This window comes from Streptomyces bohaiensis, from assembly GCF_012033785.1.
Classification (GTDB): Bacteria; Actinomycetota; Actinomycetes; order Streptomycetales; family Streptomycetaceae; genus Streptomyces; species Streptomyces bohaiensis.
The window spans coordinates 1-20,112 of the sequence record NZ_JAAVJC010000076.1 but is presented as its reverse complement, the minus strand read 5'-3'; the positions used below and the strand labels follow the sequence as shown (position 1 = coordinate 20,112).

The 20,112-nt window shown below is 75.5% G+C and carries 25 protein-coding genes and 1 pseudogene; 13 read left to right on the top strand and 13 right to left on the bottom strand.

Annotated features, from left to right (window positions below; genetic code table 11):
- Positions 1 to 200: 200 nt before the first annotated feature.
- Positions 201 to 1,388 (top strand): helix-turn-helix domain-containing protein, encoded by a 1,188-nt coding sequence (locus tag HCN52_RS11395; protein WP_168088307.1) that lies wholly within the window; start codon positions 201 to 203, stop codon positions 1,386 to 1,388.
- A 36-nt stretch (positions 1,389 to 1,424) separates the two neighbouring features.
- Here HCN52_RS11395 and HCN52_RS11390 read toward each other — a convergent pair whose 3' ends face one another.
- The gene (locus tag HCN52_RS11390) at positions 1,425 to 2,648 is read right to left on the bottom strand and encodes an MFS transporter (RefSeq protein ID WP_209314418.1); all 1,224 of its coding nucleotides are present in this window, start codon (positions 2,646 to 2,648) and stop codon (positions 1,425 to 1,427) included.
- Positions 2,649 to 2,754: 106 nt separating this feature from the next.
- Between HCN52_RS11390 and HCN52_RS11385 the strand changes: the two genes are divergently transcribed.
- The 3 genes from HCN52_RS11385 (at position 2,755) to HCN52_RS11375 (ending at position 4,139) form a co-directional block, all read left to right on the top strand.
- A complete protein-coding gene (locus tag HCN52_RS11385) occupies positions 2,755 to 3,321 on the top strand; it encodes an XRE family transcriptional regulator (RefSeq protein ID WP_168088306.1) in 567 nt (188 codons plus the stop codon).
- A gap of 110 nt (positions 3,322 to 3,431) precedes the next feature.
- Positions 3,432 to 3,803: a hypothetical protein gene (locus HCN52_RS11380; RefSeq protein ID WP_168088305.1), complete on the top strand. Its 372-nt coding sequence runs from the start codon at positions 3,432 to 3,434 to the stop codon at positions 3,801 to 3,803.
- Between the two features lie 99 nt (positions 3,804 to 3,902).
- Positions 3,903 to 4,139: a hypothetical protein gene (locus HCN52_RS11375; RefSeq protein WP_168088304.1), complete on the top strand. Its 237-nt coding sequence runs from the start codon at positions 3,903 to 3,905 to the stop codon at positions 4,137 to 4,139.
- Positions 4,140 to 4,214: 75 nt separating this feature from the next.
- On the opposite strand, the gene HCN52_RS11370 is transcribed toward HCN52_RS11375, so the two are convergent.
- From HCN52_RS11370 to HCN52_RS11350, 5 genes are all read right to left on the bottom strand, one after another.
- Positions 4,215 to 4,577, bottom strand: coding sequence for a hypothetical protein (locus HCN52_RS11370; protein WP_168088303.1), 363 nt, complete (start codon positions 4,575 to 4,577; stop codon positions 4,215 to 4,217).
- A 122-nt stretch (positions 4,578 to 4,699) separates the two neighbouring features.
- Positions 4,700 to 5,092, bottom strand: coding sequence for a PIN domain-containing protein (locus tag HCN52_RS11365; protein ID WP_168088302.1), 393 nt, complete (start codon positions 5,090 to 5,092; stop codon positions 4,700 to 4,702).
- Positions 5,080 to 5,340, bottom strand: coding sequence for a type II toxin-antitoxin system Phd/YefM family antitoxin (locus HCN52_RS11360; RefSeq protein WP_168088301.1), 261 nt, complete (start codon positions 5,338 to 5,340; stop codon positions 5,080 to 5,082). Before HCN52_RS11360 ends, HCN52_RS11365 begins: the two co-directional genes overlap by 13 nt.
- A gap of 126 nt (positions 5,341 to 5,466) precedes the next feature.
- The gene (locus HCN52_RS11355) at positions 5,467 to 5,715 is read right to left on the bottom strand and encodes a hypothetical protein (protein WP_168088300.1); all 249 of its coding nucleotides are present in this window, start codon (positions 5,713 to 5,715) and stop codon (positions 5,467 to 5,469) included.
- A gap of 39 nt (positions 5,716 to 5,754) precedes the next feature.
- Complete coding sequence (locus HCN52_RS11350; protein WP_168088299.1) at positions 5,755 to 5,952, bottom strand: DUF6011 domain-containing protein; 198 nt, start codon at positions 5,950 to 5,952, stop codon at positions 5,755 to 5,757.
- 204 nt (positions 5,953 to 6,156) lie between these two features.
- On the opposite strand from HCN52_RS11350, the gene HCN52_RS11345 reads away from it, so the two are divergent.
- From HCN52_RS11345 to HCN52_RS26175, 5 genes and pseudogenes are all read left to right on the top strand, one after another.
- Positions 6,157 to 6,939 carry an SDR family NAD(P)-dependent oxidoreductase gene (locus tag HCN52_RS11345; RefSeq protein WP_168088298.1) on the top strand — a complete coding sequence of 261 codons (783 nt, stop codon included), beginning with the start codon at positions 6,157 to 6,159 and terminating at the stop codon, positions 6,937 to 6,939.
- Positions 6,940 to 7,428: 489 nt separating this feature from the next.
- A complete protein-coding gene (locus HCN52_RS11340; RefSeq protein WP_168088297.1) occupies positions 7,429 to 7,680 on the top strand; it encodes a hypothetical protein in 252 nt (83 codons plus the stop codon).
- A gap of 86 nt (positions 7,681 to 7,766) precedes the next feature.
- Positions 7,767 to 7,961: a hypothetical protein gene (locus tag HCN52_RS11335; protein WP_168088296.1), complete on the top strand. Its 195-nt coding sequence runs from the start codon at positions 7,767 to 7,769 to the stop codon at positions 7,959 to 7,961.
- Positions 7,962 to 8,119: 158 nt separating this feature from the next.
- Entirely contained in the window at positions 8,120 to 8,689 is a 570-nt protein-coding gene (locus HCN52_RS11330) for a hypothetical protein (protein ID WP_168088295.1), read from the top strand.
- Between the two features lie 135 nt (positions 8,690 to 8,824).
- A pseudogene (locus tag HCN52_RS26175) lies at positions 8,825 to 8,950 on the top strand (metallophosphoesterase); the annotation flags it as partial.
- Between the two features lie 227 nt (positions 8,951 to 9,177).
- On the opposite strand, the gene HCN52_RS11320 reads toward HCN52_RS26175, so the two are convergent.
- From HCN52_RS11320 to HCN52_RS11290, 7 genes are all read right to left on the bottom strand, one after another.
- Entirely contained in the window at positions 9,178 to 9,615 is a 438-nt protein-coding gene (locus HCN52_RS11320) for an STAS domain-containing protein (RefSeq protein WP_168088294.1), read from the bottom strand.
- Positions 9,616 to 9,729: 114 nt separating this feature from the next.
- Positions 9,730 to 10,209, bottom strand: a complete 480-nt coding sequence (locus HCN52_RS11315; protein WP_168088293.1) for an ATP-binding protein — start codon at positions 10,207 to 10,209, stop codon at positions 9,730 to 9,732.
- 357 nt (positions 10,210 to 10,566) lie between these two features.
- Positions 10,567 to 10,971 carry an STAS domain-containing protein gene (locus HCN52_RS11310; protein WP_168088292.1) on the bottom strand — a complete coding sequence of 135 codons (405 nt, stop codon included), beginning with the start codon at positions 10,969 to 10,971 and terminating at the stop codon, positions 10,567 to 10,569.
- Positions 10,972 to 11,613: 642 nt separating this feature from the next.
- Entirely contained in the window at positions 11,614 to 11,817 is a 204-nt protein-coding gene (locus HCN52_RS11305) for a CsbD family protein (protein ID WP_168088291.1), read from the bottom strand.
- Positions 11,818 to 12,073: 256 nt separating this feature from the next.
- The gene (locus HCN52_RS11300; RefSeq protein ID WP_168088290.1) at positions 12,074 to 12,901 is read right to left on the bottom strand and encodes a DUF4184 family protein; all 828 of its coding nucleotides are present in this window, start codon (positions 12,899 to 12,901) and stop codon (positions 12,074 to 12,076) included.
- Between the two features lie 356 nt (positions 12,902 to 13,257).
- Entirely contained in the window at positions 13,258 to 14,301 is a 1,044-nt protein-coding gene (locus HCN52_RS11295) for a zinc-dependent alcohol dehydrogenase (RefSeq protein ID WP_168088289.1), read from the bottom strand.
- 132 nt (positions 14,302 to 14,433) lie between these two features.
- Positions 14,434 to 15,003 carry a TetR/AcrR family transcriptional regulator gene (locus tag HCN52_RS11290; RefSeq protein ID WP_168088288.1) on the bottom strand — a complete coding sequence of 190 codons (570 nt, stop codon included), beginning with the start codon at positions 15,001 to 15,003 and terminating at the stop codon, positions 14,434 to 14,436.
- A 102-nt stretch (positions 15,004 to 15,105) separates the two neighbouring features.
- Between HCN52_RS11290 and HCN52_RS11285 the strand changes: the two genes are divergently transcribed.
- From HCN52_RS11285 to HCN52_RS25360, 4 genes are all read left to right on the top strand, one after another.
- A complete protein-coding gene (locus HCN52_RS11285; protein ID WP_168088287.1) occupies positions 15,106 to 16,014 on the top strand; it encodes an alpha/beta hydrolase family protein in 909 nt (302 codons plus the stop codon).
- A 141-nt stretch (positions 16,015 to 16,155) separates the two neighbouring features.
- Positions 16,156 to 18,567, top strand: a complete 2,412-nt coding sequence (locus HCN52_RS11280; RefSeq protein ID WP_168088286.1) for a sensor histidine kinase — start codon at positions 16,156 to 16,158, stop codon at positions 18,565 to 18,567.
- A 516-nt stretch (positions 18,568 to 19,083) separates the two neighbouring features.
- Positions 19,084 to 19,413 carry an SCO4225 family membrane protein gene (locus tag HCN52_RS11275; RefSeq protein ID WP_168088285.1) on the top strand — a complete coding sequence of 110 codons (330 nt, stop codon included), beginning with the start codon at positions 19,084 to 19,086 and terminating at the stop codon, positions 19,411 to 19,413.
- A 274-nt stretch (positions 19,414 to 19,687) separates the two neighbouring features.
- Positions 19,688 to 20,112 (top strand): helix-turn-helix domain-containing protein (locus tag HCN52_RS25360; RefSeq protein ID WP_245175046.1); only part of this gene is annotated, 425 nt, incomplete at its 3' end.

Genomic DNA, 20,112 nt, shown 5'->3' with positions numbered 1-20,112 from the left:
GCCCGCCGCACGGCACGAGGCCGCGCGCCGTGCGCGCGAGCACGACCGGCTCCGGCGCAGCGGCCGCGGCTCGACCGGCCGGGCGTCCGGTGCCAAGCCCCGTGCCGAGGCGGTACGTTGGCCCGGGACCCGACGGGAGCCCGCCCGTGACACCGCGTCGTCCCGACGTGCGCACGGGAGCACCAGGGACGTGCCTCCTCATGTCAGCAGCGCCGGACGTGCCGGAGGCCGCCCGGGAGTTCGCGGCTCTGCTCCGCCTGCTCAAGGACCGGTCGGGACTGAGCTACGGAGCGCTTGCCGCGCGGTTGCACGTGAGCACGTCCTCGCTGCACCGCTACTGCCGGGGCGAGAGCGTCCCCCACGACTACGCCCCCGCCGAACGACTGGCCCGCGCCTGCCGCGCCACCGGACCGGAACGCGCCGAACTCCACCGCCGCTGGGTCCTCGCCGACGACGAGCGGCGCCGCGCGGCACCGAGTCCGGTGCGCCGCGGCGATGCGCCGTCAGTGCCCGTCGCGGCCGCCTCCGACAGCTCTGACGCCCCCGACAGCTCCGATGGCTCCGATCGCGCGGTCGGAGACGCTCCCCCCGCAGGAAGAGAGGCGGTCGGCACCGCCTCCGCCTCGGGGGCGGCTCCCGCCGGCCCCGGCGAGGCGCCGGTACGCCCCGGAGGGCGGCGCCGCGTCGGGTCCCCCGCGCTGGCCGTGGCGGTCGCGGGGGTCGCGGTGGCCGTCGGGCTCGCCGGGTGGTGGTCGGTGGCGGGCGGCGCGCCGGCGGAGGACGCGGAATCCGCACCTTTCTCGGTGCGGGTCCGCCCCTTCGCCTACGAGCATCCCTGCGACCAGCGGCTGCTGGTCGACCGCCCGCCCGAGGTCGTCGCCCCGCCACCCGAGGCCGGCGACGTGACGGCGTGGGTGCGCGACCACGCCGGGGTGCCGGCCGATGAACAGCGCATCGGCCTCACCCTGCAGGGGACGGGGGAGGAGACCGTTGTGGTGGAGGCCGTCCACGTCCGCGTCGTCGAGCGGTCGGCGCCGCTGACCTGGGACGAGTACCAGCTCAACCGCCACGGCTGCGGTGGGAGCGTCCAGCCGCGGCCGTTCACTGTCGACCTCGACAACGGCAACCCGGTTCTGGACCCGGGGGAGGGGGAGGGGGGCCTCCCGCTGACCGTCGACGAGTCCGACCCGGAGGTGCTGTACCTCACCGCGCGCACCTCGGCGCACCACGTCGCCTGGGAGCTGAGCCTGGAGTGGTCCAGCGGTGGTCGCAGCGGCACGGTCCGCGTCGACGACGGGGGAGACCCCTTTCGGACCAGTGGCGCCGCGGGCGGCACGCAGCACTCGTTCACCTCCGGCACGGAATGGGTCTCCCACCGCCGCCAGTGAGGCGCGGCGAGTCGCACGCCGCCCGGCGCCACCAGGTCAGCCGTCGTGCGCGCTGCTCCGCCGCCGCGCTGTTCCCTTCCGCCGCGAGCCCACCACGGTCGCCACCGCGACGAGACCCGTGGCGAGCGCCATCACCAGAGCTCCGCCGGCGAGGGCGGCGGTGGTGCCGGTGAGGGCCAGCAGCGCGCTGACCGCGATGACGCCCAGCGCGTTGGCGGTCCGCATGAGGGCGAAGACCTCCGCTCGCCGATGAGCCGGCGCCAATCGATCCAGAATCAGGGAGAAGTACGTGCCGAGCGGTGGCAGGAAGAAGCCCACCGTTGTGGCGCCCGCCAGCGTCAGCCACAGCGGCCCCTGCTGGGCCACGACGGCGGCGCCCACCGTGGCGGCCGTCAGAAAGACCAGTACCTGCCGCCGGTCCGGCACCCGGTTGCGGACACTCACCCAGACACCGCCGGAGATCGAGCCCAGGCACAGGGCCAGGGCGAAGACGAAGCCCCACCCGGCGTCCAGCCCGTACCGCAGCGCCAACGAGACCGCGCCGACCTCGACGGCGGCGACCGCCGCCGACATGGACGCCGTGCAGAGGAGCCAGAGGTGGACCCGGGCCCCGAAGCGGCCGCCCCCCTCGCTCCGCACGGCCGGCGTCCGCACGCCCGCGGTCCGCGGTATCAGGAGGACGGGCGCCATTCCGGCCAGCGCGAGGCCCACCACCGCCCAGCCCGGCGACAGCGACCCGGCGACCGAGGCCACGACGGGGGCCGCCGCGAAGGTGACCTCGTTCAGCGTCGCGGCGATCCCGAGCGCCCTGGGCAGGTTGCCGGGCGCCACGAGGTGGTTCAGCAGCAGCCGGATGTAGCCGTACGCGGCCCCGTTCACCGCTCCCGCCGCGGCCGCCGCGGCCATCACCAGCACGAACGGTGCCCCGGCGGACGCCAGCACCGCGACGAGCACCAATCCCAGGGTCCGGACCCCGATGAGCCCCCGCAGGTAGCCCCCCGCGTCGAACCGGACGCCCAGTCGGGACAGCGGCACCGCCGCCACCACCTGCGCCGCGGTCATCGCGGCCACCAGCGCGGCGCCGTGCGAGGCCGAGCCGGTCAGCGGCAGGGCGAGCAGGGCGAAGGCGATGGGCGCGGCGGCCTGCGGCACGCCGAAACTCCCGTACCCCGCGAGCCAGCGAACGAGGGCGGTGCGCTCCGCCGGAACAGGGCGTGCGCCGGTCGCCGGTGCCGCCCCCGTATCGTTGCGCTGCGTCATCCCGCTCCCTTCCGCCGGATCGGCCCGTGGTCACGAGCCGACGGCCACCAGCACCACGCTGCGCACTATATTGCCCAGGCGGGTGACGGCTTCCCGGAGGAGGAGCGTGACCGACAAGCTGAACCCCGGTGTGGCCCGCGACATCGGGCGCCGGATCCGAGCCCTGCGAGAAGCGAGCGGCGTGAGCCTGTCCCGCCTGGCCCAGGTCAGCGATGTCAGCCGTCGCATGCTGACCCAGATCGAACTCGGCCAGGCCAACCCGAGCATCGGGACGGTGGACAAGGTCGCGGCCGCCCTCGGCACGACCTTTCCGGGGCTCCTGGGCGTCGTCGACCACGCGCCGCCGTCGGGGGTCGAGATCTGGTCGACGCCGGACGACAGCTGGGCCTACCTGCTCCGCGCCGTGGAGACGCGGGACCTCTCCGTCGAGCTCTGGCGGCTGCGGCTGGTGGGCGAGGAGACCCACCGGGTGACTCCCTCCGCGGGCGCGCCCGACTCCCTGATCCACGTCCTGGAAGGCAGGGTGCGGATCACCGGCGACGACGACCGGGCTGCCGACGTCGCCGAGGGGCACACCGGCACCCTCGCTGCGGGAACGGAGCACCGGCTGGCCGCCCTCACGCCGGTCGCCGCGTTCCTGCGCGTGGTCATGGTCCCGCGGGCGCACCCCTGACCCGGCCCGGCGGTGCCCGAGCACGCAGGGACGCCCCCTCGTGGTTCGGCCCACCTCGCCCCCGCGGCCCGGGACGGCGTGGCCGCCGCCCCGTCGCGCGGGCGGCGCCCATGACCGAACGGACGCGCACCGATCGACAGCAGCCCTCACTCCGGCACCGCCGCGGCCGCGTGTTGCGCACCGCCGCGGCGACGGCGACCGTGGCCGCGGTGGTCGCCGCGTGCGGGGCGGCGGACGACGACAGGGACGGCGGCGCGGACGACGTCGGCTCCTCCGAGGTCGGCGACGACGGTGCGGCCACCGGGGGAGTCGTCGCCGACGAGACGCCGGAAGACCCCGTTGCGGACGGCGACGACTCCGGCGCCGACGACTCCGGCGCCGACGACTCCGGGAGCGGGGGACTGCAGGCCTGCGACGCGGACCGGCTGGAGCCCGCCGGCAGCGGCCCGAGGTCCACGACGACGGCACAGCCGTCCCTCTGATCCGGCTGACCAGCCTGGCCCCGGAGGCCTGCGAGCCGGCGGACTTCCCCGACCGTCACGCCGCTCGACACCGACCGGCAGCCCCTCGCGGACGCCGCGGTGCCGGAGGCCGAGCCCGTCGGACCGCTGACCGTGGGGGACGGCGACACCGTCCGGTGCGAGGTGCGGCCCCTCGCGGAGAGCGCGGCCACCGCCTGCCTGGAGCCGGCGTCCTACCTGGAGGTGGCGATGCCCGACGGCAGCGGCAGCTTCGACCTGCGGACCGGTGTCCGGGACGACGTCGACCGGCCGGTCGAATGCGACGACCGGCCGGAGATCGGACTGCACGGCCGCTGACGCACCGCGAGGGCAGGGCGGATCGGCCCTGCCCGGCCCGGGCCCCGGCTCGCACCTGAGCGGGCCGGGGCCCGCTCAGGCGGCCTCACCCCGTGGCTGCGGGCCCACCAGCGGGGCGAGCGCCTGCAGCACGGTGTGCAGGTTCCGGCCGGCCTCGATGAGTTCGGCGGCGTGGCGCACCACCGTTCCGACCGGACGCCCCGCCGGACAGGGGCCCGACCAGCCGGCCGCGCGGCGCAGTTCCAGGGCCACGTACTCGCGGGACTGGTCGGGGAGCACCGCCGGCCGGCCGGTCGTCGCGAAGATCCTCCGGACGCTGCGCAGTGCCACCGCATCCCCCGGCGCGGCGGTGAGGTCGCCGGCGGTCAACTGCCGGTGCACGCTTCTCGCGGCCAGCGCCAGGCTCGTCACGTCGCCCGTCAGGTCGTTGTCGTCCATGGGCCACGCCTACCCGGCTCACGGCCGCGACTCCCTCCGCGCCGACCACCGGCTCCCGGGGTGCCGACGGTCGGCCCGCGTCCGCGGCGCAGGGCCCACGGCCGCCCCGCGTCGCGTGTCGGCTAGACCACCGCCACCCCGGGCAGGTCGTCGAAGCCCGCCTTGCCGTCCGTCGTGAGCACCGCACGGGCGGTACCCGCCGCTGTCGCCGCGATGATCAGGTCGTGGGCGCCGCGCGGTCTCCCCTCGGCGCGTACGTGCGCCAGGAGCCGCGCGTGCGCGCGAGCGACGTCGAGGGTGTAGTCCTCGACGGGGATGACCGCGAACACCAGGTCGGCGAACTCCTGGCGGCGCTGACGCCGCTGGGTCGTGTCGGCCCGTTCCACCCCGGTGAGGAGTTCCGCGCCGGTGACGGCCGCTATGGCGAGATCCGCGTTGCGGTTGAGCGCACCGAGGTCCAACCTGCCGCGTTCCGCCTCGATCAGGATCCCGGTGTCCAGGATCAGTCGTTCCACGGATCGTCCTGCGTCAGCAGATCCCGCGAGCCGAGGACGTCGTCCTCGTACGTCGCGTCGTCCTCCGGGTGACGCGCCCGGAACGCCGTCAGCGCGTCGGCGAATTCGCCGCCGTTGGCGACGGGCGCCGGGCCGATCAGCGCGAGCCGCCGCCCGCCGCGGGTGATCACGATGGTCTCCCCGTGCTCCGCTCTGTCGAGGACGCTCGCGAAGTTCCGCGACGCCTCGGACGCCGTCATCAGTCGCATGGAGTCAGAATATCAGAGAAGCACTGTTCGGATCCGGGATCCGGGATCCCGGATCTGGATGCGGATGCGGGTCGGGCGGGGGTGCCGCGCGGGACAGTCACCTCATCGCCACCCGGACGTGTCCGGTCACGGACTGTCCCCGGCCCAGTCCCACCGTCCCGGAGCACCCCGGCGAGGCCGGTAGTGCGCGCGGCCACCGGCGCCGTACTGCCCGATCTCGGTGGCCAGCGACGCGCCGTCCGCCGACCCGGTCGACTCGTGATCGGTGACATCCAGCAGCAGGCCGTCGAGGGGCCCCGCGCACAGCTCGACGTACCGTCGGCCCTCCTCCGGGCCCGCGTCCTCGTGGTCCCGGCCGTACACCCGTCGCTCCATACCGGCATCGTCGCAGCCACCACTGACAGGACGCGCGCCTCACAGCCCCGGCAGTGCGTCCTGCCGGACGTCACCGGTGCGCGGGATCGGCGCCTCCCGGATGTGCAGCTTGGCCCGGCAGCCCTCACCGAGCTGCCACTGCCGGGCGAGCGCGGTGGTGAGCCGCCGGCCGCACAGCCGGCAGAGGGCGGGCGGCCGAGGGTCGCCCGGGGGAACGCCCGGGAGGAGATCCGTCATGGCACCGGTTTAGCAGAGGAACCGACCCGCGCCGCACAGCCGTCACCTCGCGGGCGTGACGCCGGGGACCGTCGGACGAGCACCGGGGGCGTCGCGCCGCCGCCCGCGACTCCGGAAAGGGAAGGCGTCCTGCGCCGACGCCGCGTATCTTCCCGCGCGGAGCCGGCCCAGGGGGGCCGGGCCGACCACCCGAAGGAGCGCCTCATGATCGATCCTCGACTCGCGGGCCGTACCGTGCTCGTCACCGGCGCCGCCGCCGGCATCGGGGCCGCCGTCAGCCGCGCCTTCGCGGCCCAGGGCGCCCAGGTCGCCGTCCACCACCTCGGGTCAGCGCAGCCCCCGCCCGCCGAGGGCGCCTGGGCGCACGCGACCCCCTCGGCCGAAACGGCCGAGGCACTGGCCCGTGACATCGGGAACGACTCCTTCGCCGTCGCCGCGGACCTGTCCGCCCCGGACGCCGCCCGCCGCCTCGTCGAGGCCGTCCTCCGCCGGGGCGGGGCGCTCGACGTCCTGGTCAACAACGCGGCCCACTGCGAGTCCCCCGACACGGTCCGGACCGTGACCCACGGGTCGTTGCACCGGCACTTCGCGGCCAACGCGGTCGCCCCCGCGCTCCTCCTCGCCGAAGCGGTTCGGCAGCGGCGGGGTGACACTCCGCTGTGCGTGGTCAACATCAGCACCGACGCGGCTCGTGCCTTCCCCGGGCAGACAGGTTACGGGGCGTCGAAGGCCGCGCTCGAGGCCCTCACCCGCTCCACGGCGCTCGACCTCGCACCGCACGGCGTCCGGGTCAACGCCGTCGCACCCGGGCCGGTGCAGACCGGCTGGATGGACGGTGACCTCCTCGCGCAGGTCGAGCGGATCGTTCCGATGGGGCGCGCCGGTTCGCCCGCCGACATCGCCGACGCCGTCGTGTTCCTCGCCTCGCACCAGGCGCGGTGGATCACCGGCCAGGTCCTGCAGGTCGCCGGCGGCCACGCGTTGTGAGCCGTCACCCCACAGCGAACGGGTGCGCCGCCGGGCGGGTGGCTGATCCGGCCACGGACGAGAGCAGCGCCCTCGCCACGGGGGACCCCCGCCCACCCCAGACCCCTCGCGCCCCGCGGCGGGGCCGGCCCGGTGCCCGGGGGCCGGCGGGCCCGCGCAGCGCCTCGGGCCGCCCGGCCGCTGCCCTCCGACGTCGCAGCAGTCGCGGTGCGATGCACCGGGCGCGGCGCGGTCGCCCCCTCCTCGGCGTGCGCCGCCGCACCGGAGAGGAGAACACCGGCCGAAAACCGCGCCCCTGCTGACGGGGCGTCGGGGTAGACGAGAACCGAGCGGGTGACGGACCGGTCCGTTCCGCGGTCCCTCCGGGCACGACGGTTTCCGGCTCGACGGCACGACCGGCGCTGCGACTCGCCGCCGGTGCGCGCTGCCGGCTCCACCCGCGCAGGCCCGGGTCCGCCGCCCGGTACACGCAGAGAGCGAGACGAGGTCATGAAGAAGAGGACGTGGATCGCCGGTGGTGTCGTCGTGGCGAGTGTGGCCATGGCGGCGCTCCTCGCCAACCAGAGCCTTGATTCGACCGCCTTCGTCGTGCTGGCGCTCGTCGCCCACGTCGTGGTCGCGGTGGTCGGCCTGCGGCTGCTGCGCCGCCGGCGGGCGGAGAAGGCGCGCCGAACGCCGTCGCACGCAGCCGACACACCGCAGCAGGAGGCGCGGACCCAGCCGCGCGACGCCGTCGGGTAGGGCCTCCCGGCGCCGTGTGTTCCCCCGGGTCGGCAGGAGGCCGAGGGCCGTCCCCCGACCCCGCCCTCTTTCGGATCGGAGTCCCCGTGCGTGACCTCACCCGACTCAGGCTGTTCTCCGCGATCGGTGCCGCGGTCGGCACCGCGTGCTTCGGGTACGCCGTGCTCTCCGAGGCGTACGAGGGATACGCGCTGTCCGTGGTCGGCCTGATCACCCTGGTCAGCGCAGTGACGCTCGCCGTGCTCGTGGAGCGGGGAGTGCGGCGCGGGCACCGACCGTGAGAGCGGCTCACATCGTTCCGGACGGCACCGGGCTGGGCCCCGGACCGACGTGCCGGGACCGCGCCGGCTGCTGCCTTCGTGCCGAAAGCGGTCTGGTCACCGCCGGGCGCACTTGGCACCATCGGCGCGACACCCGCTGTGCGCCAGGAGGGCAACCTGTGCTGCCGAACTACTTCAACACCAAGCCGCTGACCGACTACATGCGCCACGACCTGAACATCCCGGCCGATCGCGAGGCCGGCAGCCTGTCCGCGGGACGGGTCGGCCGGATCGCCGCTCTGGCGGCGGCGTCCTCGGCCGCCTACGCCGCGACCGGGCACCTGCTGGCCCTGCTGGCCCTGCTGCCGCCTCCGGACACGAAGGGCGAGGGGGCGGACGAGCCCGACCCCTTCTGGTCACGCCTGCGGCAGGCGTCCGGGGCGTCCGCTCTGCGGCCCGGCTCGCTGCGGATCGCGGTGGTCGCAGCACTCGACGGCCATGGCGCCGGACTCGCCGCCAGGCTGTTGGAGGCGTTCGGCGCCATGACCCGCGACCAGCGCGATGCCACCGCCCTCCTGGTCGGTGAGCACCTGACCGACGACGGCGACCTCCCCGGGCCCGCGGCGACCGCCGGGGAACTCTGGCTGCGCGACGTCGAGCTGACGGCCTGGCACGTCGTCCACCACCACCGCCGTCCCCCGACGCGGCTCGCGCGGGAGCAGTTCCGCGACGCCTGGCGCCGTGTGTGAGGCTCACCGGTAGCCGGTAGCTGTGTCCGCCGGCCGGGACCGAACCCTGCTGCCCGGTCGGCGGACATCGCGTCCCGTGGGGCCGCGGCCGCCCCTCGCGGGTACGGCGCGCCCTCATGGCATCGTGGTCGCAGGGTGTCCACGGTGGCAGTGCTCTCCGACATCCACGGCGTACTGCCCGCGTTGGAGCGGGTTCTCCGCGAACCCGCGATCGCTGCGGCCGACCTGGTCGTCGTGACCGGTGACGACACCCTGGGGCCCGCCGGACGGCGGGGAGCTGCGGGCCGGTCGGGAGCACGGCTCAAGTCCGTCGGCCGAACGGCCGATGACAAGGGTGCGGGGTGGTGGACGGTGCCTTCGTCCACCACCCCGCTCAAGGAAGGGCGCAAGGCCCGGTGCGGCGCCTCTCCGGCTGGGGGTGCCGTATCGGTGTGATCGGCGCCGCGTAAGGGTGCGGCTCCCCGGGCGTCGCCGATGTACTCCTGCTGTCACCCGGACGGGGACGGTCCCGGGCGTCGAAAGGGGTGCGCGCGTCGCGCGCGGCGGGCGTCGGTGTGCTCGTCGCCGTGGCAGCCGGCCAGCCGACGTGCGGCCGACAGGTCCGAGGCCGGCGGGAGCACTCTGCGGGCCCCGGTGAGAGCGAACAACCGTTCCACCCGAGGGGAGTAGGGCCCGGCGATCGCCCACGGGCGTCCGGCGGCGCGGTGCGCGCTGTGTGCCGCGAGCAGCGTGTTGAGTGCCACGGAGTCGGCGAAGGTCACCCCGGAGAGGTCCAGGACCGTGCAGCGGGACCGCGACTGCGTCGCCGCGGTGAGCGCCTCTTCAAGCGGGTGGATGTCGTCGAGATCGAGATCCCCGGACGCGGTGATCAGGAAGAGGGCAGGCGAGGCCTGGACGACGACAGCGGAACCGTGGTCGGGTGTCACCCGCGTGATTCTCGCAAGGCACCGCCTGTTGACCAGGCGACCGAAACGCGTGGGCGTCGGCGGACGTCGGCCTCCCGCACCCTCGGACGGGGGCCGCGCCGGCGCGCTCGTGGCTCAGCGGGCGAATGTCGTGAGCGGGAGCGTGGCGCTGACGCGTTTGCCGCCGTGGTTGCGGCTGGCCTGGAAGCTGGTGCAGAGGCTGGTGACGATCTGGAGGCCGTGGCCGCCGATACGGCGGGGATCCCGGGGCCGCGCGGCGGGAATCTCGGGGCTGGTGTCCCACACGCTGACGACGGCCACGCCGGGGGAGTGCTCGAGTGTGAGGGAGTAGCCGCCGGAGGTGTGCGTGCGGGCGTTGGTGACCAACTCGCTGACGACCAGGCGCAGCGCGTCCCGGGAGTCGGGGGAGACCGCCTCCCGCAACTGCACCGTGGAGAGGAACTGCCGAGCCAGGGCCCGCGCTTCCGCCACGGGCTCCGTACCGTCGTAGATCGCCCGGGCCCGGATGGGGGCCGTCTCGTTCAGCTCCGGGCGCTGGGCGGGAAGGCCGGCCAGCAGCGGACTGCTCGCGGCCCGGGGGTGATGGTGGGACATGGTTTCGCCTTCCTCCACCCGGCACGGGAACTGGTCCCGATCATCGCCCTTGATCGTTTTGGGGTGGTTCCTGGCGCTTACCCATCGCTGATGACTCTACCCGGGCCGGCTTTCCGATCGGAGTGGCCCGGCTGCCCCCTGGGGGACGACGAACGAGGGGCGGCGCTTCGCCCGCGTCACCGTACCGGCCCCCGGCGCGCGTCCCTGCCATCACCGCCTGCCCGGGACGGCAGGCGACGCAGCTCGGTGCCGTCCGCGCGCCCCGGTGCGCCGCTCCGAGGTGTCCGGGGCGCGAGCGCGGTGGCCGGAGCGGGCGGCACGCGATCGGTCCGGTTCCGCTCCGGCGGGGAGCCGCTCTCAGGTCGAGGTCGGCTCCGCCGACGGCGCCACGCTCTCGTCGTCCTCGCAGTCGAGGAGCCGCCGCGCCGCCGACAGGTCCGCGGCGAGCGGCAGCACCTCGTGGGTGCCGGTGACGCTGAACAGCCGCTCCACCTGCGTGGCGAAGGGGCCGGCGATGGCCCAGGGGCGGGCGGTCTCCTCATGGGCGTCCAGTGCCTGCAGGAGCGCGCCCAGGAGGGTGGAGTCAGCGAAGGTCACGCCGGAAAGGTCGATGATCGTACAGCGGGAGAGGGATCGTGCCGCCTCGGACAGGGCGTTCTCGAACGGGCCGGCGACATCGAGGTCGACCTCGCCCGCGGCAGCGATCAGGAAGGTCTCGGGGGTCTGCGTCACCGTGACGGTGATGCTGGAGGAGGAAGACACTCCCCGATTCTTCCAGATTTCAACCTTTTCGGGCACCATCTCGTGATCAAAAATATCATGCACGATGTAGCGCTGGTCGGGGGTGACGCGCCCCGGTCCGCAGGCGTCGGGGCGGGGAGGTGCGCCGGGCGCGGCAGCCGCCGGGGCGGTGGTGCCGCGGTCGCCGAAGACTGTTCTCGCTGGTCGGAGCCGGGCTGCAAGGAGGGCTGCGGCATCGGCGGGGACTGGGCGATGCGGTGTGGCCGGCCCGGGCGCGCGCCGGTTCCTGCGGTGTGCCCCGGATCACACCGGCCGGCGTGATCTCGGGCATGTCGCGCGGTCGCCGCGCCGCCCTGCCGGGTGAGGTCGTCTCCGTGGGGCCGTCCGGAGCGGAGCGGGGCAGCGCGACTGCGTGGCGGTGCTCGACTCCGTTCACGGCCCGGACGCCCATCCGCACGGCGGGGCAGCCCCCGCGGGCGGCGCTCCGCGGCATCGTGCGGGACGGCGACCGGTCCATCTCCGCGGCCGCGATGCCTGCGCGATTCCCGGGCCGGCCGGATGCCCCGCGACGCGCCGACGGCGCGCTCGATCGCCTCTCACTGGGCGAGGAGCGCGCCGTCGGGTGTCGGACGCTGCCCGAGGACCGAGGTCCTCGGGGGCTGCTCAGGAGCGGGGTTCGCGGCGGTCCGAGGTGAGGGAGTCCTTGATCCCGGCGAGTCCGCCCGTCACCGCGGACACGCCGTTCTTCGCCGATCCCTTGGCCTGATCCGCCTTGCCCTCGGCGCGCATCCGGTCGTTTCCGGTCACCTTGCCGATCGCTTCCTTCGCCTTGCCCTTCAGACGGTCACCGTTGCCCTCGGCACTCATCCTGACCTCCTGCTGCATCTCGCTCGGCCACCAGCCCCGGCAGTCCCGAGGCGCCTGTGCCCGGGCCTGCTGGTTCGGCTGATCCATCTGTCCGACACGGCGCATGCCCGCTGGTGGTGGTCTCATGCATGGGCCAGCTATCGGCTGCCGCGCAGTCGCCCGGCAGCCTCGGAGCGGTCGCCGGATGGCCCCTCGTGGAGCCCGCAGCACCGGTTGCGCGACCTTGCTCCCTGCGTCCCCGGGAAGACCCGGGCGATCACGCGCGCTCGGACCGATCGGCAGCCGGCTCGACGGGTTCGACCGGCCGTCCGCTCGCGCCGCTCGCCGCGTGGCGGATCCACCAACCCGCGACGTAGAGCGCGGCGACGAGGAGACCGCTCGCCGCGGTCGCCTTCACCCCGTGCGACAGCAGGGACTCCAGGTGGAGGGTCCCCGCCGTCCACTCGTGCACGTAGGAAGCGGGGTCCATCAGGACGACGGCTCCGAGCAGTGTCCCCAGCCCGAGTGCTCCGAGGATCGGGCCACGCACGCCCCTCGGCAGCCGGTCGCGGCGCGGACCCGGCCGGTCGGCGGCCGACCGTCGGGCACGGAGGTAGATCGCGATCGCCACGAGACCGCCGAGGGTGCTGAGCACCTGGAGCACCCGCGCGAGGGCGCCCCCGCTGCCCTCTCGGATCAGGGCGTCCCACGCGACGTGGGTCAGGACTCCGATCCCGACCGAGACGACGACCCACCCGGCCCACGCAGCCGCCGCGCCGGGGGAGCCACCCGCCGCCGCTCGGCCCGGCGGCGGCGTGACCATGAGCCGGGCCGGCAGCAGCGCCACCACCGGTCGACGTGCCGGGAGGTACCCCGCGAACAGCAGCAGCCCGAAGAGCAGGCTCAGCCAGAGCCCGTCGAAGGAGTGGCTGTAGGTGGCGTTCAGTGCTTCGCCGTACCAGGCCTGGGCGCTCGCCGTGAGGCCGGTGGCGCCCAGGAAGTAGGGAACGTCCGGCGCCATCGCTCCGCACACCAGCGCTGCCGGCACCAGCGGCGACCGCATCAGGGGGAGCACCGCTGCGGGGTGGGAGAGGGTGAAGGGCATGATCCACCTCGGACGGACTCGAAGCGGCGGGGCGGGGACAGCCGCGCCAGGGGTGGCCGGTCACCGGAGCGGGGTGGGCGCCGGTGGCGGCGGAGGCGAGCATACCCCGTATGTATGAATCGGTCCCCGCCGGTCCCCGGTCCTCGCCGGTCCTCGCCGGCCCGCGGCGCGGTTCGGTACGCGGCGTCATCGCGACCCGGCGTTCGGCGGTGCGGCGTTGGTGTCGCGGTCGAGCCCACGGCCCCGGCTCCCGGCCCACGGCCCCGGCTCCCGGTCGGCGGGCCCGGGGGCACCGGGCCGCGACGCCCCCTGCTCCCCGCCGCGCCGGGTGGGCGCGGCCGTGCACCGGCCGGACGTCACCGGCGTGGGTCGACCAGCACCTTGGTGTGGGGGCTGTCACCCGAGTCGAGTTCCGACAGCAGGTCGCCGAGATGCGACAGCCCCACCGTTCCGGTGTGGAGGGTGGCGACGTCGATCCGTCGCTCGGCGATGGCACGCATCGTGCGCGTGAAGTCCTCGTGGGTGTAGGCGAGCGAACCGATGACCGTCAACTCGCGGCTCTGCCAGTCGCCGTACCTGACCGTCGATTCCTCCAGGGGATAGCCGAGGAGCGCGAGGGTCCCGCCCCGGCGGACCAGTTCGGCGGACGGCTGCAGCAGCGAGGCGACCCCGCTGCACTCGAACAGCACGTCGGCGCCGAGCCCGTCACTGGCCTGCGCGAGCGCATCCGCCAGGGCGCCGGGTGCCACCACGTCGCGGAAGCCGAGCTTCTCGGCGGTGCCCCGGCGGGCGGCCGAGGGTTCGGAGACGATGACCCGTGCGGCGCCCGCGTTGCGCGCGTGCTGCGCGGTGAGCAGGCCGATGGGGCCGGCGCCCTGGACGACCACCAGGGAGCCCAACTCCATCGCGGTCCGCCGGACCGCGTGGAACGTCACGGTCGCCGGTTCCACCAGAGCCGCCTCGACGTCCGAGAGCTCGTCCGGTACGGGGATCGCCCGGCGCGCGGAGACCCGCAACCGGCTCGCGAAGGCCCCGTGGGCCGGGGCGGCGTCGTCCACGCCGTTGGCCTCGGCGAACACCGTCCCGCAGTGGCGGGTGTGGCCGGCCACGCACGGTCGACACGTCCCGCACGCCGGCCCGACCCCGCCCACCACACGCCGGCCGACATCGATCCCGGACACCTCGGCACCGACCGCGCTGACCCGCCCGGTCCATTCGTGCCCGAAGACCGCCGGCGGGAGCATGTGGCCGTCGGTCCAGCCGTGGACGTCCGTGCCGCAGACACCGCTGTAGATGATGTCGACGACGACCCCGTCCGCCGCGGGCGGCTGCTCCTCCCCGGCGTGCTCCTCCAGCCGTCGTGGCCCCGACACCCTGAGATAACGCTGTTCGGCGTGCATGGGCACATGCTCGGCCGGTGCCGCCGGCGCGGCCCGCAACGAGACCGGCGCTGCCGGCGGAGACCACACCGTCGGCCGAAGCGGCGGTCGGCCGCCCGCCGCGTGGTGGGCGGGCCCGCACGGCGACCGGTCTCACGACGTGGTGCGGCAGCCGGTCAGCAGCAGGTCGACCATCCGCCGGGCGTCCGCCTGGTCGTAGTCGGGGCCGGTGATGCAGAGGTTCCCCACGGCGCGCATCAGGGTGTAGGCGGTGACGTCCGCCCGCACCTCCCCGGCGTCCACGCACGCGCCGAGCAGCTCGGCGCAGGCCGGGACCAGGGTGTCGACCATGACGGCGTGGAGGTTCTCCAGGCCCGGGTCCTCGGAGCCCAGTGCCGCCCCGAGGCCGTGCTTGGTGACGAGGAAGTCGACGAACGCCCCGGTCCACCGGTGCAGTGCCGTCGACGGCGTGTCGCACGCCGCCAGGAGCCGGGGCGCGAGTTCGGCGCAGGCGTCGATCTGGTGGCGGTACACGGCGGTGACCAGGTCCGCGCGGGTCGGGAAGTGGCGATAGACCGTTCCCACGCCGACCTCCGCCCGGTGGGCGATCTCGCGGACGGGCGCCTGGACCCCCTGTGCCACGAAGACCGCGGCAGCGGCCTCCAGTACGCCCTCGCGGGTGCGTCGGGCCTGTTCCCTGCGTACCCCGGCCGATTCCGCCACGCATGCCTCCGATTGCTCGCGGAACAATGTTCCGCTACGTTGGCGGAACGCCGCTCCGTCAAAGTATGGCAGAGCCGTTCCCCAAGAAGGCGCAGGTGGCCCATGCCCTCCCACACCCCCGCACGACAGACCGTCTCCGTGAAGCCCATCGGCCTGTCCTCTCCCGGACGCGACGTCGACCTGCACCTGAGGGTCACCGCACCTCGAGAGGGCCGCGACCTGCCGGTCATCGTGTTCTCCCACGGGAACGCGTGGTCCATGGACGGGTACGGCCCCCTGGTCGACCGGTGGGCCGCCGCGGGATTCCTCGTGGTGCAACCCACCCACCCGGACTCCCGCCGCATCGGGATCACGCCCGGCGACCCCCGCTTCGCGACTATCTGGCGGCTGCGGATCAACGACCTCCACGCGGTCCTCGACCACCTCCCCGACGTTCTGGCGGACGCCGGCGCCCAGGACCGCGCCGACCTCGGGCGGATCGCCCTCGTCGGCCACTCCTGGGGTGCGCAGACCGTCGGAGCACTCCTCGGAGCGCGCGTCCGGGACGCCGCGGGCGTCCCCGGCGAGGACTTCTCCCACCCGGCGCCCGCCGCCGGCGTACTGATCACCGCGCCCGGCACCGGCGAGACCCTCACCTCCTTCGCCGCCGAGCACCTCCCCTTCATGCGGCCGGACTTCTCGACCATGGAGACTCCCGCCCTCGTGGTGGCCGGCGGCAGGGACCACTCGCAGCTCTCCACCCGGGGGCCGGACTGGTTCACCGACGCCTACCACCGCAGCCCTTCCCCCAAGGCGCTGCTCACCCTCGCGGAGGCCGAGCACACCATGGGCGGCATCGCCGGCGAGGCGGTCGCGGAGACCAGCGACGAGAACCCCGCCCGGGTGGCCTTCCTCGCCGACACCGTCACCGCCTACCTCCAGGCGTCCCTCGGGGTCGACGGCTCCGCCTGGGCCGCACTCGGGCGGAACGGGACAGGCGAGGGCGGCGGCTGGGAGATCGTGAGCAAGTAACCCCCGACGAGCCGGGGTCCGGTGCCCCGTGGCCCCTCCGCGGTGGCAGGGACGACGCCCCGCTCCATCGCTGGGTGGAGACCGGTGTCCTCCGGCGGGCCGAAGCGCACCGGGCGATGACGCCCCTAACCTCGTCCCATCATGAATCGAACCGACGACCGGTTTCTGCCGGTCCTTCTGGTGGCGGCCCAGGCCCTGGTCTGGCCGGGCGGCGCCCTGGCGCGGGGGCAGGTGCCGGCCGCGGAGCACCTGCTGGCCGCCGCGCTCGCCGCGCTCGTGGTGGCGGGCGCGCTCTCGGCCCGGCGCCGCCACCCCGTGGGCGCGCTGGTCGTCACCGTCGTGACCTGCTCACTGGTCGCCGGAGCGCTACCGGTCGGAGCGGTGCTGGTGCTGGGGTCGGCCGGCGTCGCGCTGGCCCTCCACGGGATCGCGCTGCGCCGCGACACCTTCACCACGCTGCTCACCGTCGTGACGCTGGGCCTGTGGCAACTGCTCTACCAGGTCACGCTGCACGGCTTCGGCGACCGCGACCGACTCGTGCTGGTCCTTGTCACCGTGCTGTACGCCGCCTCGTGCGGCTGGGGCATCCGCCGGCGACGTGCGGTCGCCTCCGCGGAGCGGGCCGCGCACCGGCTGCGTCGCACCGAGGCGGAGCGCCATCGCCTGGCCGCGGACGAACGGCGGCGGATGGAACGCGAACTGCACGACGTCAGCGCCCACCACCTGACGGCGGTCGTGGTGTCGGCCTCGGTCGCCGAGGAACTGGGTGACCGACGCCCCGAACTGCGCAGCGAGGCGCTGGCGCTCGCCGTGGCCGCCGGGCGCGAGGTCGGCGCCGCGCTGGGCGCGGTCCCCGAACCCGGACGGGGCTCCGTCGACACCGCGGAGCCGCGCGAGCGGCTGCTGACGCTGGTGGACGGCATCCGCCGACTCGGCCAACCGGTGAGCTGCGAGGTCGCCGGGGTGCCCGAGGGCACCGCAGCGGAGGCCGCCTTCGGGATCGTCCGTGAGGCGCTCACCAACGCCGTCCGCCACGCCCCGGGCGCGGCCACCCGCGTCGAGTGCCGTGCGGACGGCGACGGGCACCTCGTCCTGGTCCGCAACGGCCCACCGCGGGGCACGACGGGCGGCGCCGGCGGGCTCGGCGGCGGCCGGGGTCAGGCCTTCCTCCTCAGCCGGGCGCAGGAGGCGGGCGGCACGGTGCGCAGCGCCCCGACCGCGGACGGCGGGTGGGAGGTCGAGGCCCGGCTGCCCGGACCGCACGGCCCGCAGCCGGAGCCCGCGGTGCCGCGCCGCCGCCGGGTGGTGCAGGTCGTGGTCGCGGTCGGCCTCGGCCTCCACCCCCTGCTCCCGCTGCTGATCGTCCGTGCCCACGAGGTACCCGGTGGGGACGGGGTATCCCCGGGGCTGGTGTTCGCGTTGGCCGCTGCCGCTCAGGCGGTGGCGCTGCTGTGGTCGCGCAGCGCGCCCCGGGCGGCGCTCGCCGTCGTGCTGGCGCTGGCGGTCCTGTGGCCGTGGGCCGCCGCGGTGGGCGAGTACGCCGGGCCGCCGGCGGTCCCGGCGCTGCTCGCCGCCGCGGCACCTGCCGTGGGCGTCGTCGTTTACGGCGCGTCGGCCCGTCGCCGGGAGGCGGCGGCAGCAGCCGTCGGCACGGCCCTGGTGCAGACCGCCGTTGCCGTCGCACTGGTCGCGCGGGCCGACACGGCGGGTGTGCCGGGATCCCTGGCGGCCCTGGTGCTGCCGTCCGTTCTGGCGGCAGCGGCCTGGGCGGTCGGCCGTCGCCAGGGACGGCACTCGCGGGCGGCGCGCGAGGCGCGGGAGGCCCGGATCACCGATGTCACCGGCGCGGCGGTACGGGAGGCGTGGGCAGAGCGCAGCCGGATCACCGCGGGGTTGGAGACGACCGTCCTGACCCGCACGGCGGCCATGGTCGGTGAAGCGCGTGAGGGGCGTCTGACGGAGACCGCCGAACGGGCACGGGAGGCCCTCGCCGCGATGCGGGTACTGCTGGACCGGCAGGGCGCCACGCCGGAGTACGCAGAACGGCGACCGCAACCGACCCTCGAGGCCCTGGACCTGCTGGTGCGGCAGAGCCGCGCCGCCGGTCGTCGCCCACAGGTGCACGTCGGCGACGACGCCCTGCGGGGACTGCCGCCGGCGGTGGGCCTGGCCGCCTACCGTGCCGTGGAGACCATCCTGTCGGCGGCGGGCGACCGCCCCGTCGAGCTGCGGGTAGCACGGGACCGGGAGGTGCTGGTGCTGCGCGCCACCGGGCCCGGGGCCGCGAGCGGGAGCCGCCGCGCCGACCTGGAGGCGTGCGCCGCCGCGCTGCGCGGAAGCTACCGGACCCTGCACGGGCGCGGTGCGGAGCTCCGCCTGCCGCTCGTGGCGGTCCAACCGCCGGACGGCACGGACGGCACCGACGGCACCGACGGCACCGACGGCACCGACGGCGCCCCGGCGTCGGCCGTGCCCGGGCGGCCGGCGGAGCAGGACCGGAGCTCGCGCCCACCCACCGGCACCGGGACCGGGACGCCGGGGGTGCCGGGATGACCGGGGGAGCGATGGCGGCGGACGGCCACCACGGGGAGCCGGCCGGGTCCGCGGCGACGACCGGCACCGAGCCGGACCTCCCCGTGCACGGCGAGGCCGGGGCGAGGGCCGGCGGTGGGCACCCGCGTCGGCGCGCTGTCGCCCGACGGCCGCAGGAGGGAGGCGCGAGGGACGGAGGCGGACGGCAACACCCCCGCCCGCAGCCGGATCTGTCACCCGGACACCCCGCGGTCCCGGGCCTGACCCCTGTCGACCCGGGCCGCTCCGTCCTCGAACCGCGGCGCGCCGGCGCGTGCCGGGCCCCTGCCCAAGGCCGGGCGAGCCGCCGCGCTGCCGGCATCCGCACGGCCACCGCAGCAGCGCGCGTGCCCGGCCCGGTCGCCATCCGTCGCCTCGTCGCTCCTCACGGCGCCGGGACGGGGACTCGCCCCGTGACCGTTCCGCACCGACCGGCCTCCCCCCGGTGACGCCCTCCGTCGCCGCCACCTCGTCCACCTCCGAGAGAGGACCGTCCGCATGATCACCGCTGCTTCGCCGGGCTCCGGCGCCGCCGACCGCCCGTCCCTCCTGCGCGGCGTCCGCACCGCGCTCACCGCCCCGGCGGCCCTGATCTACCTCGGCGGCTTCCTCGCGCTGTTCGTGTGGGCGCTGACCACGACGCTCACCGCCGAGGACGCCTCGTTCGCCATGATCTGGCCGTCACTTGCCGCCCTGCCACTGAGCTTCCTCCCCGTCCCGGGTCCGGTCGAGCACCCGGTCCTGGTGTTCCTGCCGATGTTCCTCGGCGCCGTGGTCAACGCCGGGGTCATCGGCTGGTGCCACCGCGTGCTGCGAACGACGCGCTGAACCCGTCCGCGCAGGGCCGCCCCGGGCCGCGTCCCGCGGGAGCGGGGGAGGGGACCCGGCTTCGCCGCCGCCACCGTGTCGCAGCCCCGACGCGCCACGCGCCGACGGCAGTTCGCCGACAGGTGGGCGCCGCCGCGCCGGGCCCGGCGACCACCGCCGACACGACGAGCCCGGCCCGCGCCGCTTGACGCGTACGCCATGCGTGCGGTGTTCGTACGGCAGACGTACGAGAAGCGTGAGGGCCATGGGGTAGGGTCCCGGCCGGGAGGTGCCCATGTCCGAGCTGTTCGACGCGGTCGACGCACTCCTGGCGTCCCGCGCCGCACTCCCCCCTCCGGAGGAGCGCAAACGGCTGCGTGCCGCCCACGGGCTGACGATCGACGAGGTGGCCACTGCCCTCCAGGTGCGCCGGGCCACGGTCAGCGGCTGGGAGTCCGGCAAGACCGAGCCCCGACCACCCGAACGCGACGCCTACGCGCGGCTGCTCGACGGCCTCGCGGAGCTCTATCCCGCCGCAGTCCCCGCAGTCCCCGCAGTCCCCGCGGCCGCCCGCGTCGGGGGTCCCGCGGCGTCGCCGGAGCCCGCCGCGGCGCCCGGACCCGGAATCGGAGACGGACCCGCGCCCACCACGCGCGCCGCCGTCGCCGACGTGACCGCCGATCAGGACCCGCCGCCCCCCGCCGCCGCACCGGCCGACCC

Bases quoted from the DNA above. Each gene is read 5' to 3' on its own strand.
- HCN52_RS11395 (WP_168088307.1), top strand. From the start codon at position 201: ATGTCAGCAGCGCCGGACGTGCCGGAGGCCGCCCGGGAGTTCGCGGCT.
- HCN52_RS11390 (WP_209314418.1), bottom strand. From the start codon at position 2,648: ATGACGCAGCGCAACGATACGGGGGCGGCACCGGCGACCGGCGCACGC.
- HCN52_RS11380 (WP_168088305.1), top strand. From the start codon at position 3,432: ATGACCGAACGGACGCGCACCGATCGACAGCAGCCCTCACTCCGGCAC.
- HCN52_RS11370 (WP_168088303.1), bottom strand. From the start codon at position 4,577: ATGGACGACAACGACCTGACGGGCGACGTGACGAGCCTGGCGCTGGCC.
- HCN52_RS11360 (WP_168088301.1), bottom strand. From the start codon at position 5,340: ATGCGACTGATGACGGCGTCCGAGGCGTCGCGGAACTTCGCGAGCGTC.
- HCN52_RS11355 (WP_168088300.1), bottom strand. From the start codon at position 5,715: ATGGAGCGACGGGTGTACGGCCGGGACCACGAGGACGCGGGCCCGGAG.
- HCN52_RS11350 (WP_168088299.1), bottom strand. From the start codon at position 5,952: ATGACGGATCTCCTCCCGGGCGTTCCCCCGGGCGACCCTCGGCCGCCC.
- HCN52_RS11345 (WP_168088298.1), top strand. From the start codon at position 6,157: ATGATCGATCCTCGACTCGCGGGCCGTACCGTGCTCGTCACCGGCGCC.
- HCN52_RS11340 (WP_168088297.1), top strand. From the start codon at position 7,429: ATGAAGAAGAGGACGTGGATCGCCGGTGGTGTCGTCGTGGCGAGTGTG.
- HCN52_RS11315 (WP_168088293.1), bottom strand. From the start codon at position 10,209: ATGTCCCACCATCACCCCCGGGCCGCGAGCAGTCCGCTGCTGGCCGGC.
- HCN52_RS11305 (WP_168088291.1), bottom strand. From the start codon at position 11,817: ATGAGTGCCGAGGGCAACGGTGACCGTCTGAAGGGCAAGGCGAAGGAA.
- HCN52_RS11300 (WP_168088290.1), bottom strand. From the start codon at position 12,901: ATGCCCTTCACCCTCTCCCACCCCGCAGCGGTGCTCCCCCTGATGCGG.
- HCN52_RS11295 (WP_168088289.1), bottom strand. From the start codon at position 14,301: ATGCACGCCGAACAGCGTTATCTCAGGGTGTCGGGGCCACGACGGCTG.
- HCN52_RS11285 (WP_168088287.1), top strand. From the start codon at position 15,106: ATGCCCTCCCACACCCCCGCACGACAGACCGTCTCCGTGAAGCCCATC.
- HCN52_RS11280 (WP_168088286.1), top strand. From the start codon at position 16,156: ATGAATCGAACCGACGACCGGTTTCTGCCGGTCCTTCTGGTGGCGGCC.
- HCN52_RS11275 (WP_168088285.1), top strand. From the start codon at position 19,084: ATGATCACCGCTGCTTCGCCGGGCTCCGGCGCCGCCGACCGCCCGTCC.